The following is a 14,641-nucleotide window of genomic DNA, read 5'->3' as shown; positions in this document are numbered from 1 at the left end:
GACGGCTCGCGCCGTCGTGTCGCGCACGCCAACGGTGGCGTGGAGTTCGAGTCGTTGGCCTTCTCCCCCGTCGGCGGCGTCCTACGCGGTCACACCGACTGGGTCGGCGCGCTCACCTGGTCGCCCAGTGGCCGCTACCTGGCCTCCGGCTCCGACGACCGCACCATCCGTATCTGGGACATGGAGAATCCAGCCACCAGCCGGGTACTCGCCGGTCACCAGAACTACGTCGACGGCCTGGCCTGGTCACCCGACGAGCGGCAGCTCGCGAGCTGCTCCGCAGACTGGACCGTCCGCGTCTGGTCGCTGTCCTACCCCCACGCACCGGCCCGTGTCCTCACCGGCCACGACCGGCGGGTACGCGCCGTCGCCTACTCGCCCAACGGCCGCCGTCTCGCCTCCGGCGGTGACGACCACACCGTACGCCGATGGGACCTTGATGCCGACCACGACGGCCAGGTCATCGGCGTGCACCGCGACGCGGTCACCTGCCTGGCGTGGCTCGACGACGGCACCCACGTCGTGACCGGCTCGGCCGACGCCACCGCCCGCATCTGGGCCGTCGACCTGGACCTGGCGGCGATGACCGAGGCGGCACGACACCGGGTGTTTCGGCAGCTCACCGCAGACGAGCGCCGCGCCCACCTGCTGCCCATCACCGACGGCTAGAGCACCTGCTCCACGGTGCGAACCTCCTCGCCGACGAGATACTCCGCCGGATCGAGACCGAGCTGCTCACGCTGTGACGAGGCCCAGTATGCGGCGTTCGCCTCCTCGAAGGACTGCTCCCCGTCGTAGGAGGTGACCCAGACGTGGGCGTCGCGCTCCCGGTCCACCCACGACCCGTGGATCTCGAACCCGAACTCGCGCCGCAACGGCACCACCAGGGTCCGCCACGCCTGCACCCACTCGTCCAGCCGCCCCTCACGCACGCGGTAGGTGCGGATCTGCGCAGTCCTCATAGCATCGCCATCCCGTCGAAGCGCCGTAACCCACGTCTCGTCAGCGGTCCACCCACGATCACACGCCGCCCGACCGCACGCGATCTCCCAACGGCTGTCCGGAGTCGGAATCCACGAACGCGGCAATGTCGATCCGCGCGGTTGGTACACGCGCCTGATCACCGATGGCCGCTAGGCTGAACGCCACGCGGACGTGAACGCCGACCCGACTCGTCACCCCGAGACCAAGGAGCGTGGTGATCTTGAGGAGTGAAGTGAAGAAAAACCGCTCACTTGATCTTTAGCGCCGCAGGTCACGAAGTCTGCTCCCCGCGCACGCGGGGGTGATCCCCGGCGGGCGGAAATATTCGCGATCCGAGGCGACTGCTCCCCGCGCACGCGGGGGTGATCCCGTCGTGTCCGTGGCCGCGTCCGTAAGCGCAGTCTGCTCCCCGCGCACGCGGGGGTGATCCGTCCAACCCGAGTACGGCTCAGGCCGGCGAGGCCTGCTCCCCGCGCACGCGGGGGTGATCCCTGGCTGCGCTACCCCTCGGACATGCTCTGGTGCTGCTCCCCGCGCACGCGGGGGTGATCCCTATGCCCTGGGTGGGTACGACACGATTTATATCTGCTCCCCGCGCACGCGGGGGTGATCCCTGCATGAACCCGACAACCAGCGGCCTGATCGCCTGCTCCCTGCGCACGCGGGGGTGATCCGCACGGTGTCTACAGCGACCAGGTCGAGCTCAACTGCTCCCCGCGCACGCGGGGGTGATCCCGGTGAGGCCCAGGTCTACACCACCCAGCCCACCCTGCTCCCCGCGCACGCGGGGGTGATCCCTCGATGCTGAGTGCCGCCTTCTCCCCGCGCTCCTGCTCCCCGCGCTCCTGCTCCCCGCGCACGCGGGGGTGATCCCGAGGATGGTCCGCATGTCCTCGCCCCGTGCGGCTGCTCCCCGCGCACGCGGGGGTGATCCGCTGCGGACCGCCGCCGTCGACCTGGGTCCGTCCTGCTCCCCGAGCACGCGGAGGTGATCCCAGGCAGAGTGTGCCCACAGCCCGGTCGAGCCCATGCTCCCCGCGCACGCGGGGGTGATCCGGTCACGAAGTGGCCCGGCAAGCACAGCACCATCTGCTCCCCGCGCACGCGGAGGTGATCCCGTCGGCGACGCGATGGACAAGCTGTCGCCCAACTGCTCCCCGCGCACGCGGGGATGTGCATAGTCGGTTACTGCAAGGGCGCGTCGCCCCGCCTCCAAATTCTCAGCCATAGATGCTCGACATCACCGCTTGGACTGGTGAAATCTACGCCGAAACCTTCGTCTGGCTACTCCCGGAGTTTTCCGACCGAAGACCTCTACCGGAGCTAAACGATGAGGAGCCAAAACGGATCATGACCACCGACCCCGTCGCTCAAACGCCACCCGAAGCCCGCCAGATGAACCTCTACCGCCGCTACTTCGACTTACTCGCCACCGGCCGCAAGACCATCGAGGTACGCGTCCAATACTCCAACCTACGCGACCTTGCCTCCGGCCAACTCATCCGCTTCGTCTGCGGCCGGGATGAAGCACTGACCAAAATCAAACGAGTCACGCGGTACGAGTCATTCGAGCAGATGCTCGATGCCGAGGGCGCGGAAAACGTCAACCCCGACAGCCCTCGCCACCAACAACTTGCAAACATCCGCCGCATCTATGGCCCTGAGAAGGAAGCCCTGGGCGTCCTTGCGATCGAAGTTAAGCTGATCAACACCTGAACGTCAACGGCGCCTTGCGGCCATGGCTACGCAGCCATCAACCCCGGTGGGCACCCGGGCAAAGCGGTGCGATTATCCAGATCGCGCCGCGCCTCGAAGGAGAGGCCCAAAGCCTCGTGATCTTGAAAGGCGAAGTGAAGGAAAACAGCACAGTTGATCTATAGCGCCACAGGCCACGGAGTCTGTTCCCCGCGCACGCGGGGGTAATCCCTCCACGTCGCTCAACTGGTCCGCTCCTCTACCCTGTTCCCCGCGCACGCGGGGGTAATCCCGACGTGGTCTGCCAGAGCGTCTCGTGGGTGCTCTGTTCCCCGCGCACGCGGGGGTAATCCCCGCTGGTGGAGCAGGCGATCGCGCAGCCGATCCTGTTCCCCGCGCACGCGGGGGTAATCCCGACGCCAGGGTGCCGACGGTGTCTTCGATCGACTGCTCCCCGCGCAATCGGGGGTAAATCCTTCGGCGCGTCTCCGCAGAACCTGATCCACAACTGCTCCCCGCGCACGCGGGGGTAATCCCGCCAGGTACGCACCCCGGGGGTCGTTCTCCCGCTGCTCCCCGCGCACGCTGGGGTAATCCCGTGCTTGCGGATCCGCCGCGCACGCCGCACCACTGCTCCCCGCGCACGCGGGGGTGATCCCTCGTCGCCACCCAGGCGGGCCGCGATCGGGTACTGTTCCCCGCGCACGCAGGGGTGATCCCATCGACGGCTCGCCGATCCAGCATCCGATGGGCTGTTCCCCGCGCACGCGGGGTGACCCCTGCCGCCGACCATGGCCGTCGCCATGGTGGACCCGCTCCCCGCGCAGGCGGGGGTGATCCGCCCTGGTAGGTGTTGAAGATGGACCGATCCTGCTGCTCCCCGCGCACGCGGGGTAGAGCTTGAGGCTGCACCAGACCCTATTCCCTGTTTACACAGGCGTGATCCCACTGTGTGGGCGCTTGCTGACCGAAGGTGCACGCTCCCTGCTTACGCCGGTTGCTCAATCGGTACCGCACTCGTCTATCGGTTTGCCAGGGTCAGAGCGCGGAGTTCATCCAAGTATGAGACGACCTCACCCTTAGCCGGATAGTTGGCGGCCAGTGTATCCGCCAGTTCGCGCGAGCACATCAAGAGGGATGGCAGCGACTTTCGGTCGCCTTCGAGGGCTTGGCGTCCATGGGACACCGCTGCTTCGACATCTCCGTCCCTGGCCGCTGTGACACCCAATGTCACCCACGCTTCCGCAATTCGCATGGGCTTGCGAGGGATGCCGTGCGGGTCGGTCGATGAGCTGATGACCTCCTGGGCGTACATGTTGGCCAGGCGGTTTTCACCGACGATGCGGTAGCAGTCCATGGCGTAGAAGTCGAACTTGGCGGGGTCGACCATGAAGTGGTGGTCGACGTCCGCCGGGTACGGGAGGGACTCCAGGAGGCGGCGACCTTGGTCAAGGGCGGTTTCGACCTGTCGTCTGTCGCCCAAACGCGCCCAGGCTTTGGCACGCTGTGCCGCGAGTTGGACCGCAGCACCATCGCTCGTTGCCATTTCCTCGCCCGCCTCAGCGGCAACGATGGCACCTCGGTAGTCGCCCTGCGTCAGCGCGAACCAGGCACGCATCTCGTGCGTCCAGGCGACGACGGCACTGTTGCCGGCCTCTTCACCAAGTGAAAGCGCCGCTCTACGGGTACCCTCTGCGGTTCTACGGTCGCCCATGTCGTACTCAAGGCAGCCGACCAGGAGGGCGACCCATCCGGCGAGGGTCAGAACCTCCCGGTGCTGAGAGAGCGTGAGTCGGCGATCCATCATGGATGTGAGGCGCCGCAGCCATGCCTGGCCCTCGGTGTGGAGCTGCTCCGAGGGTATGTACGGGTACTCGCAGCAGAGACGGTCGGCGGTGACTGTCAGAGCATCCAGGGTCGACGGCGAGACGTCGGACGCACGGACTCTCGCCAGGATCTCCAGCGTCTCCATCCCGGTCCCGGCGAACAACGCCCGATCTGCATCGTGCGAGGTCTGGGGAGGAAAGAACGCGGCGGTAACGGTGCCGAAGGTCTTGGCTATGAGCGTCTTGTAGAACGGGTCCGGCTCCGTTCCGCCGGCTTCCCAGCGCTTCCAGTTGCGCAGCAAGGTGCTGTCCGTGGGGAGCCGCTCTCTTGAGTGGGCACGAAGCGCCCGGATCGCATCCGCCTGGGACCAGCCCCGCGCCGCGCGTTCAGCGCGTAGTCGGGAGGCCCAGACCGGCCGGTCCTCGGAAGCGTCCAGAACTTCTGCCATGCCATCCATTATCGCTCTATCCAGCGGTGGCAACGAGGGGACGGGGCCGTGTCACCGCAGTGACATCTGTAGTTGGGTGCGAATCCACGAAAACGTAGACATCGGCGGTGCCGAGCCCTGACGGGCAGGTGCGACAGGCACGACCGCGCCGAGTTCGGGCGCTCATCGTGACGCCATCGGCCGTTCGACGGAGACCTGACATGAATGTGCTTGGTTCTGACGTATTCACGCCACTGGTGGACGCCACTCACGTTTGCTCGACGATGAGCGGCCGGACGAATGACTGACCCGAGGTTGTCGTGGGTGGCCGTTCGTGGGGTGCATGAGCGGGCCAGTGATCATTTTTGGGCGTTCATGGAGGATCGGAGTGTGCGGTTTCTGCCGCACCTGTACGCGTCGATGTTCTTCACCACGCTCGGGCAGGTGATCGCGGGGCGGGACGATCCGGCGGGGCGGCGGGCGGCGCTGGCCGTGTTGGGGCGGATGTACCAGCGGTTCGGGCTGCACGCCTATCACGACACCGCGATCAGCGCGGCGTTGGTGGACACGGTGGGCCGGTTCTCGGGTACGGCCTGGGACGCGGGGGCGGCGGGGCGCTGGGAGCGCGGGTGCCGGCGGGCGTTACGGCTGGTGGAGCGGGTGGCGGGGGCGATCGGCGACGGGCCGCAGGTGATGGTCGGTGAGGTCGAGTCGCGGTCGGAGCCGGTCGCCGGGGTGGCGGTGCTGACGGTCCGGCCGGTGCGGCGGTTGCGGTTCCGGCCGGGGCAGGCGGTGCCGGTGGGTACGCCCCGGCTGCCGGGTGTGTGGCGGTGGTACTCCCCGGCGAACGCGCCGCGTCCGGACGGGACGCTGGAGTTCCATGTGCGCCGTGTGTCGGCGGGGACGCTGTCGCCGCTGCTGGCGACGCAGGTCCGGCCGGGTGACACGCTCTGGTTGGGGCCGGCGGTCGACGTGGGGTTGTCGTTGGAGGCGTCCGGCGGCGCAGATCTGCTGCTGGCGGCCGGTGGGACCGGGCTGGCGCCGTTGCGGGCGATGGTGGAACAGGTCGCCACGGCTCCCGACGGGCGGCGGGTCACGTTGGTGGTGGGCGCGCGCACCCTGTTCGACCTGTACGACGCCTCCACCCTGGACCTGCTCCAGCGGGCCCATCGCGACTGGCTGACCGTGGTGCCCGCGTTCTCCGACGATCCGGCGGTGGCTCCGGCCGCCCGGGGTGACCTGGTCACGGTCGCCCGGCGTCACCATCGGCCGGGGCAGGCCGTGTACGTCTGTGGGCCTCCGGCGTTGATCGAGGCGGCCCGGTCCCGGCTGCCCGGCTCCGGCATCGCCACCGCCGATCTGCACCTGGCGGTCACGTTCGGGCGGGCCGGGGACTCGGCGCGGTGGGGGCGGCGGCCGGGGCGGCAGCGGGACCAGTGCGCCGTCGACCGTCCGGCGGAGGCGTGACGTGCGACGACTGACGGTTCGCCGGGTCACCGCCGCCGATCTGCCGGTGGTGACCGGGCTGCTCACGGCGGATCTGGCGAGTGGGCGGTTGGCGGCCTGGCTGGTGCCGGACCCGGTCCGGCGGCGGGCGGTGCTGGCCGCGTACGCCCGGTTCGTGGTGGCGCACGGCCTGGCCCACGGCCAGGTGGAGACCAGCGGGGATCGCGCCGCCGTGGCGGTCTGGTATCCCCGGCTCGGGCCGCCCACGCCGGCTGCGGCGGCACCGTTCGGCCTGCACCGGATGCTCGGGCGGGACGCGGGCCGGTTCGTGCTGCTGCACGCGCACACCGACGCGGTACACCCGCATCGACCGCACCACCGGCTCGCCCACCTGGCCGGGGACGAGGACGCCGGGCGGGCGTTGCTCGCCGCCCGTCACCGGCTGATCGACCCGCACGCCCTGCCGTCGTACGCCGACATCGTGACCGACCGGCCCCGGACCGGCTTGCTCACGCGACTCGGCTACGCACCACGCACGCCGGTCCGGCTCGACGGCGGCGGGCCGGTGCTGTGGCGGCTGTGGCGGGCCGCGCCCGACCTCGACAGCGTTCTGCCCCGCCGGGTACGCGTGCACCGCGTCCCGGTTCCCCGACACTCCCAGGAGGATCTGCCATGCCGACCCTGACCGGCTCCGCGCACGTGCCGGTGGCGCTCGCCCGCCGTACCCTCACGCCCTTCGGGTCGTGGGTGTTCGGGGCCGCCGCCTCGGCGCCGCTGGTGGTGCTCGTCGGTGGTGTTCCCGCCACCTACGCGACCACCGGCGTGGTGGCGCTGCCGTTGACGTTCCTGCTGGTGGCCGGGGCTGTGGCGCTGCTCGCGGTCGGGTACACCGCGATGGCCCGGCAGATCGGGCACCCGGCCGCCCACTACGGCATCGCCGCACAGGGGTTGGGTCGCGGCGCGGGCGTCGCCGCCGGTCTGGTCGCGCTGGTCGCCTACAACGCCATCCAGATCAGCCTGTACGGGCTGTTCGGCGCGACGGTGGCCGCGCGGCTCGGCGGCGCGTGGTGGGTGTGGGCGGGCCTCGCGCTGGCCGTCGTCGGGGTACTCGGGGTGCGCGCCATCGTGCTGTCCACCCGGTTCCTGGTCGCGGTGCTGGCCGCGTCGCTGCTGGTGGTCGCGGTGTTCGTGCTGGCCGCCGTGGCGCGACCGGCCGGCGGCACGCTGTCCTGGGCCGGTTTCGACGCGTCGGGATTGGCGGTCAGCGGTGTCGGCGGTGCGGTCGCGTTCTGCGTGGCCGCGTTCACCGGCGTCGACGCCCCCGGTTCGCTGGTCGAGGAGACCACCGACCGCCGGGCGCTGGGTCGGGTCACCGTCGGCGCGGTGGTCGTTCTCGGTGCCGTCTACACGCTCGCCGCCTGGGCGATGGGCGTCGCGGTCGGTCCCGGCGACGTCGCCGCGCTGGCCGCCGACCCGGCGGCCGGGCTGCCGTTCGCGGTGCTGGCGCGGGCCGGCGGCGGGTGGCCGCCGGTGGCGGAGGTGCTGCTGGTGCTCGCGATCCTCACCTCGATGCTGGCCTTCCACAGCGTCGTCGCCCGGTACGTCTTCGCGATGGCCCGCGAGCAGGTGCTGCCCGCCCGCCTCGCGCACTCCGGCACCGGAACCCGGGTCAGCGCGCCGCGCGGTGGTTCGCTGGCCCAGAGCACCGTGGCGGCGGTCGTGGTGGCCGCGTTCGCGCTGCACGGCGCCGACCCGCTCGCGATCATGTTCACCTGGTTGTCCACCCTGGGCGCGATGGGGTTGCTCGGCCTGCTGCTGGTCGCGTCGGTGGCCGCGACGACCGCCCCCGCCGCCGTACGCGGTCCCCGGCCGGGACGCGGGGAGTGGCGGATCGCCCCCATTCTGGGGGTGTTCGCCGGGTCGGCGTTGCTGGCCGCGATGGTCGGCAACGTCGGGTCGCTGCTCGGTGCCGCACCCGGCTCGCCGTACCCGTACCTGCTGCCGCTGATCCTGCTCGGCGCGGCGGTCGGCGGCGGGCTGTGGGCCCGGCACCTGCATGCCCGCCGCCCCGACGTGTACGCCGGCATCGGTCGTGGCACGCCGAGGACCAACGCCGTGCCCGACTCCGTCGACGTGGCGATCTGAGCGGGGCAGCCGATGACCACACATGCCACGACCGTGTCGCCGGAGGCCCGACGCTGGGCCGACCTGCGCCGGCAGATCGTCTTCCGGACCAAACGGCTCAACGTCGGCCACCTCGTCGAGGCGGACCAGCGCTACGGGCGGCGGGACGCGCTCGGCCCGCACGGGGTGATGCTGTTCTTCGTCTCCGCCGCACCCACCGAGCCGCACGGCTACCGGCTGCACACCGCGTACCGGCTGTGGCTGTCCTCGCCCGAGGCCGACGACCTGCCCCGGCTCCTCGGTGAGCTGGCCGACATCGCGGCCGAGAACGTGGCCCGCTGCGCCGCGACCGGCGACCGGTGGCATCCCCTCGGGCCGCACCGGTCGATGGTCAACGGCGGTGACATGAGCCCACCGGTCGGTGCCGTCTACGTCGGCGTCGGGGTCACCACCCTCGACACCGACCAGGGCCGCTGGCACCAGATCGCCCGGACCCTGCGTGACGCGCCGCCCGGCGGTCGGCGGCTGTCCGCGTTCGACCTCAAGGGCCAGTGTTACGCGCTGCTGACCGACGGCACCGCCCTGCACGTCGACCGTGACCCGCACGCCCGGCTCGGTGTCGACGGCATCCGCTGCACCCGGACCCTCGACCCCGACCGGATCATCCACTACAACCCGCACCACGACCTCACCGAGCAGGGCGACCAGCACACCCGCGAGGTGTGGCGGGCCCTCGGGTCGCTGCACACCGTCCTCACCGCCCACCTGCTCCCCCGGGAACGCCCGTGACCGACACCCCGACGCTGCCGTCCATCGTGGACGCGGACCTGGTCGACCTGGGGCGCGACCGGATCGACGTGGCGGCCGTACTCCGTCATCTGGTCGACCGGGCCGACGCCGCCGCGTCGACGAGCATCGGTTTTCCCGGCGCGGTCGACCTCGACCACAGTGAGGTGATGGCGCGGCTCGGCCGGCGGCTGTGGAACAACATCGGCGACCCTGCCACCGACCCGGGCGGCGCCGCCCACACCAAGGCCATGGAACGGGCCGTCGTGGCCTGGGTCGCCGACCTGCTGGCCATGCCCGCCGACGACCGATGGGGGTACGTCACCACCGGCGGCACCGAAGGCAACCTGGCCGCCCTGCACGCCGCCCAGCGCCGTCATCCCCGCGCGGTCGTCTACCACTCGACCGCCGCCCACTACTCCATCCCCAAGATCCTCGACATCCTCGGTGCCCGACGTCTCCCGGTACCCGCCCGTCAGGATGGCGAGATCGACCACGAGCAGCTCGCCGCCCAGCTCCGCCGACGACCCACCCGCCCGGCGATCGTGGTCGCCACCGCCGGCACCACCATGACCGAAGCCGTGGACGACCCGGCCCGTATCCACGCCGTCCTGGCCGCCCACCCGGCCGGCGGGCACCTGCACGTCGACGCCGCCCTCGCCGGAATCCCGCTCGCCCTCGACGGTCGGCTCCGCCTCGACCCGGCCAGTGGCATCGACAGCATCGCCATCAGCGGCCACAAGTTCTTCGGTACGCCCACCCCGTGTGGTGTCGTCCTCCTCCGTGGTCGACTCCGCTCCCCTGGCACCCCCGTCGCCTACACCGACACCGTGGACACCACCGTCACCGGTTCCCGCTGCGGCCTGGCCGCCGCCCTGCTCTGGCATGCCATCGCCACCCACGGTCGCGAGGGGCACCGGTGGCGGGTCAGCGAGGCCCGCCGCCTCGCCGCGTACGCGGTCGACCGGCTCACCGCAGTCGGCTGGCCCGCCTGGCGTCACCCACACGCCTTCACCGTCGTCCTCGACACGCCGCCGGCATCCGTACGCCGCAAGTGGCTCCTGGCGACCGACGGTCCGATCAGTCACATCGTCTGCATGCCCGGCCTCACCAAGGGCCAGATCGACGCCTTCGTCGCCGACCTGCGCCCAGATCCGGCAGCGCGCACTGCTCCGGACCCGGCACCGCCGAGTGGTCCGGCACCGCCGAGTGGTCCGGCGGCACGCAGTGGTGCGGCGGCGCGGAGTGCTCCAGCCGCGCGGAGTGATGCGGCGGCACGCAGTGATCCGTCAGCACGGACCCGGACGGCGGCACTCAGTGATCCGGCCGGGCGCAGTGATCCGGCCGGGTGGACCGGTACGGCGGCGCGGACGGTGATGCCACCGGGTTGAGTTTCCGGGGCGGATCAGGCTCGCGCCTTCCGCCCCGGGTTCTGCGGTGGTCGTCGGGCCCGGCGACCACCTGGCCGGCTGCCGCTCCAGGGAGGGGACGGCACCGGTCGGTGGCCGGCGGCGAGGGACAGCGTGGTCCTGCGCCGCCGGCCACCTCCACACCTGCGCGACGGATTCGCACGGCAGCTCTGCGCGCCGTCCGGGTATCGGCCGCTCTCCGCGCCATCCGGATGTTAGGAAGGGTCCCCTGCTATGCACGAGGCGTTAGTAGGGGCCCTTCCTAACATCCACACCTCGCCCGGCGGCCTCATGTCGCGGCGGTTGCCTGAGGTGATCAGAATGGCGGGATGACGCGTACCCGCTGGACCGCCCTGATCGCGGTGGCCACTCTCGCGACGGTCGCCGGCTGCTCCGACGGGGCGGAGTCGGAGTTACCGGTGCGCGCCGCGCCGCTGCCGGTCGAGGTACGGGGACTCGGTGCGGCGGTGCTGATGGTGCCGGTGGCGGACGAGCGGCGCAGCGACCTGGTCGGGTTGCTGGCGGTGGACCGGTTCGGTGACGACGTGGCGGGGCTGACGCCGGTCCGGCGGCACGTCGACCTCGCCCTGGGCGATCCCCGGTTCCCGACCGTCGCGCGGGGGCTGGCGGAGGATCGGCGCGACGCGCTGCTCGTCGACGGTCGACTGCGCGACGTCACGTTGCCCGAGCACACGGCCGCCCGGGAGGTGACCGGCCTCGGTGCCGGGTTGTCGATCACGGGATTCCGGTGCCTCACGGTGACCGGCGAGGGTGCGATCGCGCAGCCGTCGGTGGAGGCGGCCTGCACGGCCGCCGAGCTGGGTGGGGTGATGTGGCAGGACCGGCCGCGCACCGGGTACGGCGGGATCGACCTGAAGACCGGGGCGGCGAGTCCGCCCGTGACGTTGCCGTCGTACCCGATCGCTGTCGGCGCGGACGGCCGCTACCTGGCCGCGCTCAGCAAGGATCGGCCCCGGCGGCTGGTGATGGCGGACACCTCGAACGGGCGGTCCCGGCCCACCATCGAGCTCGGCAGCGGGACGGTGCAGGGGGCGATGACCGGCGGCGGCTTCGCGGTGCTGCACATGGTCGACCGGCGGCGGGCGGTCAGCGTGGTCGCCCCGGACGGTGACGTGCGGACGCTGCTCAGCCCGGTCGGGGAGGTCGCCTTCGCCCCGGACGGGAGTCGTGCCGTGGTGGTGGACACCCGCTCCGACAGTAAGCGGCTCTCCGTGCTCGATCTCTCGTCGGGTGCGGTCACGCCGGTGGCGGACCTGCCGCCGATGACGGGGTCGGTAACCGCGACCGTGTCCGGGGACACCGCCCTGGTGGTGGACGTGCCGTTCGGGCCGGAATCCGGCGAGCCGACGCCGCGCCCCACGCGCGCCTGGTCGGTGCGGCTCTCCGAGGCCACCGCGACGCCGCAGCCGAACCCGCCCGCCGCAGCGGCGGTCCTGGTCCGCAAGATCGACACCCCGCCGGCCGTCGCGTCGGCGGTGTCGGCGGTGATGTTCCAGCCGGGCGGCGAGACGCTCACCCTCAGTCCCGACGGTACGGTGACCGCCGCCCCGCCGGGCGCCACGCCCACCGCGAGCCTCGGTGGCGGTACGGTGCTGCACACGATGGTCGACTCCGACGGCGAGGAACGGGCCGACCGGGTGTTGGTGACCGACGGGTCCGGCGGTGCGGCCGAGGTGCCCACCGGTGCCGGCGACGACCAGCGTGTCGACCGGGTGATCCTCACCCCGGACGGTGGCCACCTGCTGATCTCGCTGCGTCCCACCCGTCCCCGGGGACAGCCGGGCGATCTCGACGCCGTGGTGATCGCGCGGCGCGACGGCTCCGGCGAACCGGTCGTCGTCTACCGGGGGGCGGTGCTGGCCGGTCTCGGCGTGGAGCAGACGAGCACCCCGTGACCGGGTGACGGTCGCGCGGTCAGTGCATCGCCTGGGTGCCGATGACGGCCAGCAGTTGCAGCTTCTCGTAGCTCTCGCTTCCGGGCACGGCGGTGTAGACGAGCAGCGAGTGGCCCTGCGTCGGGTCGACGAGCGCCTGGCAGGTCAGCTCCAACATGCCCAGCTCGGGGTGGACGAAGTGCTTCACCTCGTGCGGGCGGACGCCGACCTCGTGGTCCTCCCAGACCCGCCGGAACTCGTCGCTGCGCGCCAGGAGCAGGTCGGCGAGATGCGCGGCGCGGGAGCCGGGGCCGCGCAGCGTGACCATCTCGCGTAGCCCGGAGGCGAACATCCGGGTGAGGTGCGGATGGTCGCGGGGGTCGTAGCGGGCGCGGGTCTCCGGGTCGGTGAACCAGCGGTAGCCGATGCTGCGGGCCGGGCCCTGATAGCGGGTCAGGTCGCCGGTGAGCGCGACGCCGAGCGGGGTCTGTCGGAGCGTCTCGCCGAGTTCGGTGACGACCTCCGCGGGGGTGTCGTGCAGGCGGTCGAGGATACGCAGCAGCCCCGGGCTGATGTGGGTGCCGGCGGCGCTGGGTGCGGGCGGGTTGTGCCCGGCGAGCCGGAACAGGTGGTCGCGCTCGTCGAGGGAGAGGTGTAGGCCCTGGGCGATGGAGGCGATCATCTGCTCGGAGGGCTGCGGGCCGCGTTCGCGTTCCAGCCGCGAGTAGTAGTCGGTCGACATGTGGCAGAGCGCGGCGACCTCCTCGCGCCGGAGCCCGCTCGTGCGGCGGCGTTGCCCGCGCGGCAGGCCGACGTCGGCGGGTTGCAGCGACTCGCGACGCCGCCGCAGGAACTGCGCCAGTCCGGTCCGGTCGATCGCCATGGGTGCCTCCTTCGGTGCCGCCTCGTTTCTACCGCCCGCGCCGGCCGGTAGCCACGGCCCGCCGATCCCCCCTTCCTCGCGGTGGCACGGCCGCGCGATCCGGGGATCGACGGTCCCTGAATAACGCCGCCGTGATCGCCGAGGGTGGAGACACCGACACGATCCCAGGAGTACGAACATGCCAGGTAAGCCGATCGACATCAGTGTTCCCGACCTGTCCGGACAGCGGGCGGTCGTCACCGGAGCCAGCGACGGCATCGGGCTCGGCATCGCCACCCGGCTCGCCGCCGCCGGCGCCGACGTGATCCTGCCGGTGCGTAATCCGGGCAAGGGCGAGGCGGCGGTCGCGGCCATCCGCCGTCAGCACCCGAGGGCGAGCGTGTCGCTGCGGGCGCTCGACCTCTCCTCGCTCGCCTCCGTCGCCACGCTCGGCGAGACGCTGCGTGCGGAGGGTCGGCCGATTCATCTCCTCGTCAACAACGCGGGCGTGATGACCCCGCCGCAGTTGCAACGCACCCCCGACGGGTTCGAGCTGCAGTTCGGCACCAACCACCTGGGGCACTTCGCCCTCGTGGGTCACCTGTTGCCGCTGCTGCGCGACGGTCGGGCGCGGGTGACGTCGCAGGTCAGCATCGCGGCGAACCGCAACGCCATCAACTGGGACGACCTGAACTGGGAGCGGTCGTACGACGGGATGCGCGCGTACAGCCAGTCCAAGATCGCGTTCGGGTTGTTCGGGCTCGAACTGGACCGCCGCAGTCGGGCCCACGGCTGGGGCATCACCAGCAACCTGTCCCACCCGGGGGTCGCCCCGACCAGCCTGCTCGCCGCGCGTCCCGAGGTGGGTCGCCAGCGGGACACCATGGGCCGACACATGATCCAGACCATGTCCCGGCTCGGCATCGTCGTGGGCACGGTCCGGACCGCGCAGCTTCCCGCCCTGTACGCCGCCACCTCCCCCGCCGCCGTCGGTGGCCGGTTCTACGGGCCGAGCGGCATCGGGAACCTGGGGGGTGCTCCGGCCGAGCAGAAGCTCTACTCCCGGCTGGGTGACGCCGCCGAGGCGCAGCGCGTCTGGCGGGTCTCCGAGGAGTTCACGTCGGTGTCGTACCCGACGGACTGAGCCGAGTGCGGTGGGTGCCCCGGATGCCGCCCGGCGCGGCAC

At 71.6% G+C, this 14,641-nt stretch carries 12 protein-coding genes and 1 CRISPR repeat array; of the genes, 9 read left to right on the top strand and 3 right to left on the bottom strand.

Annotated elements, in window-relative coordinates:
- Nucleotides 1–39 precede the first annotated feature (39 nt).
- A complete protein-coding gene (locus tag ACZ31C_RS10740; RefSeq protein WP_465795057.1) occupies nucleotides 40–669 on the top strand; it encodes a WD40 repeat domain-containing protein in 630 nt (209 codons plus the stop codon).
- On the opposite strand, the gene ACZ31C_RS10735 is transcribed toward ACZ31C_RS10740, so the two are convergent.
- Nucleotides 666–962, bottom strand: coding sequence for an NIPSNAP family protein (locus ACZ31C_RS10735; protein ID WP_465795056.1), 297 nt, complete (start codon nucleotides 960–962; stop codon nucleotides 666–668). The genes ACZ31C_RS10740 and ACZ31C_RS10735 overlap by 4 nt on opposite strands.
- 302 nt (nucleotides 963–1,264) lie before the next feature.
- A CRISPR array of direct repeats spans nucleotides 1,265–2,162; the repeat unit is 28 nt; unit sequence CTGCTCCCCGCGCACGCGGGGGTGATCC.
- Between the two features lie 52 nt (nucleotides 2,163–2,214).
- Here ACZ31C_RS10735 and ACZ31C_RS10730 point away from each other — a divergent pair.
- A complete protein-coding gene (locus ACZ31C_RS10730; RefSeq protein WP_465795055.1) occupies nucleotides 2,215–2,700 on the top strand; it encodes an ASCH domain-containing protein in 486 nt (161 codons plus the stop codon).
- Between the two features lie 1,000 nt (nucleotides 2,701–3,700).
- On the opposite strand, the gene ACZ31C_RS10725 is transcribed toward ACZ31C_RS10730, so the two are convergent.
- Nucleotides 3,701–4,954, bottom strand: coding sequence for an XRE family transcriptional regulator (locus ACZ31C_RS10725; RefSeq protein WP_465795054.1), 1,254 nt, complete (start codon nucleotides 4,952–4,954; stop codon nucleotides 3,701–3,703).
- A 369-nt stretch (nucleotides 4,955–5,323) separates the two neighbouring features.
- Here ACZ31C_RS10725 and ACZ31C_RS10720 point away from each other — a divergent pair, with 369 nt between their 5' ends.
- The 6 genes from ACZ31C_RS10720 (at nucleotide 5,324) to ACZ31C_RS10695 (ending at nucleotide 12,614) form a co-directional block, all read left to right on the top strand.
- Nucleotides 5,324–6,400 (top strand): FAD-binding oxidoreductase, encoded by a 1,077-nt coding sequence (locus ACZ31C_RS10720; RefSeq protein WP_465795053.1) that lies wholly within the window; start codon nucleotides 5,324–5,326, stop codon nucleotides 6,398–6,400.
- Between the two features lies 1 nt (nucleotide 6,401).
- Nucleotides 6,402–7,064, top strand: coding sequence for an N-acetyltransferase (locus tag ACZ31C_RS10715; RefSeq protein WP_465795052.1), 663 nt, complete (start codon nucleotides 6,402–6,404; stop codon nucleotides 7,062–7,064).
- Nucleotides 7,052–8,524: an APC family permease gene (locus tag ACZ31C_RS10710; RefSeq protein WP_465795051.1), complete on the top strand. Its 1,473-nt coding sequence runs from the start codon at nucleotides 7,052–7,054 to the stop codon at nucleotides 8,522–8,524. The genes ACZ31C_RS10715 and ACZ31C_RS10710 overlap by 13 nt, the downstream gene beginning before the upstream one ends.
- A 12-nt stretch (nucleotides 8,525–8,536) precedes the next feature.
- Nucleotides 8,537–9,292, top strand: coding sequence for a hypothetical protein (locus ACZ31C_RS10705; RefSeq protein ID WP_465795050.1), 756 nt, complete (start codon nucleotides 8,537–8,539; stop codon nucleotides 9,290–9,292).
- A complete protein-coding gene (locus ACZ31C_RS10700) occupies nucleotides 9,289–10,680 on the top strand; it encodes a histidine decarboxylase (RefSeq protein ID WP_465795049.1) in 1,392 nt (463 codons plus the stop codon). Before ACZ31C_RS10705 ends, ACZ31C_RS10700 begins: the two co-directional genes overlap by 4 nt.
- Nucleotides 10,681–11,027: 347 nt before the next feature.
- Entirely contained in the window at nucleotides 11,028–12,614 is a 1,587-nt protein-coding gene (locus ACZ31C_RS10695; RefSeq protein WP_465795048.1) for a YncE family protein, read from the top strand.
- Between the two features lie 19 nt (nucleotides 12,615–12,633).
- Here ACZ31C_RS10695 and ACZ31C_RS10690 read toward each other — a convergent pair whose 3' ends face one another.
- Entirely contained in the window at nucleotides 12,634–13,476 is an 843-nt protein-coding gene (locus ACZ31C_RS10690) for a helix-turn-helix transcriptional regulator (RefSeq protein ID WP_465795047.1), read from the bottom strand.
- A gap of 178 nt (nucleotides 13,477–13,654) precedes the next feature.
- Between ACZ31C_RS10690 and ACZ31C_RS10685 the strand changes: the two genes are divergently transcribed.
- Nucleotides 13,655–14,599, top strand: coding sequence for an SDR family oxidoreductase (locus ACZ31C_RS10685; protein ID WP_465795046.1), 945 nt, complete (start codon nucleotides 13,655–13,657; stop codon nucleotides 14,597–14,599).
- Nucleotides 14,600–14,641 lie beyond the last annotated feature (42 nt).

The sequence above is a fragment of the Micromonospora sp. NPDC023869 genome (genome assembly GCF_055559695.1).
This window is presented reverse-complemented; position numbering and strand designations above follow the sequence as displayed.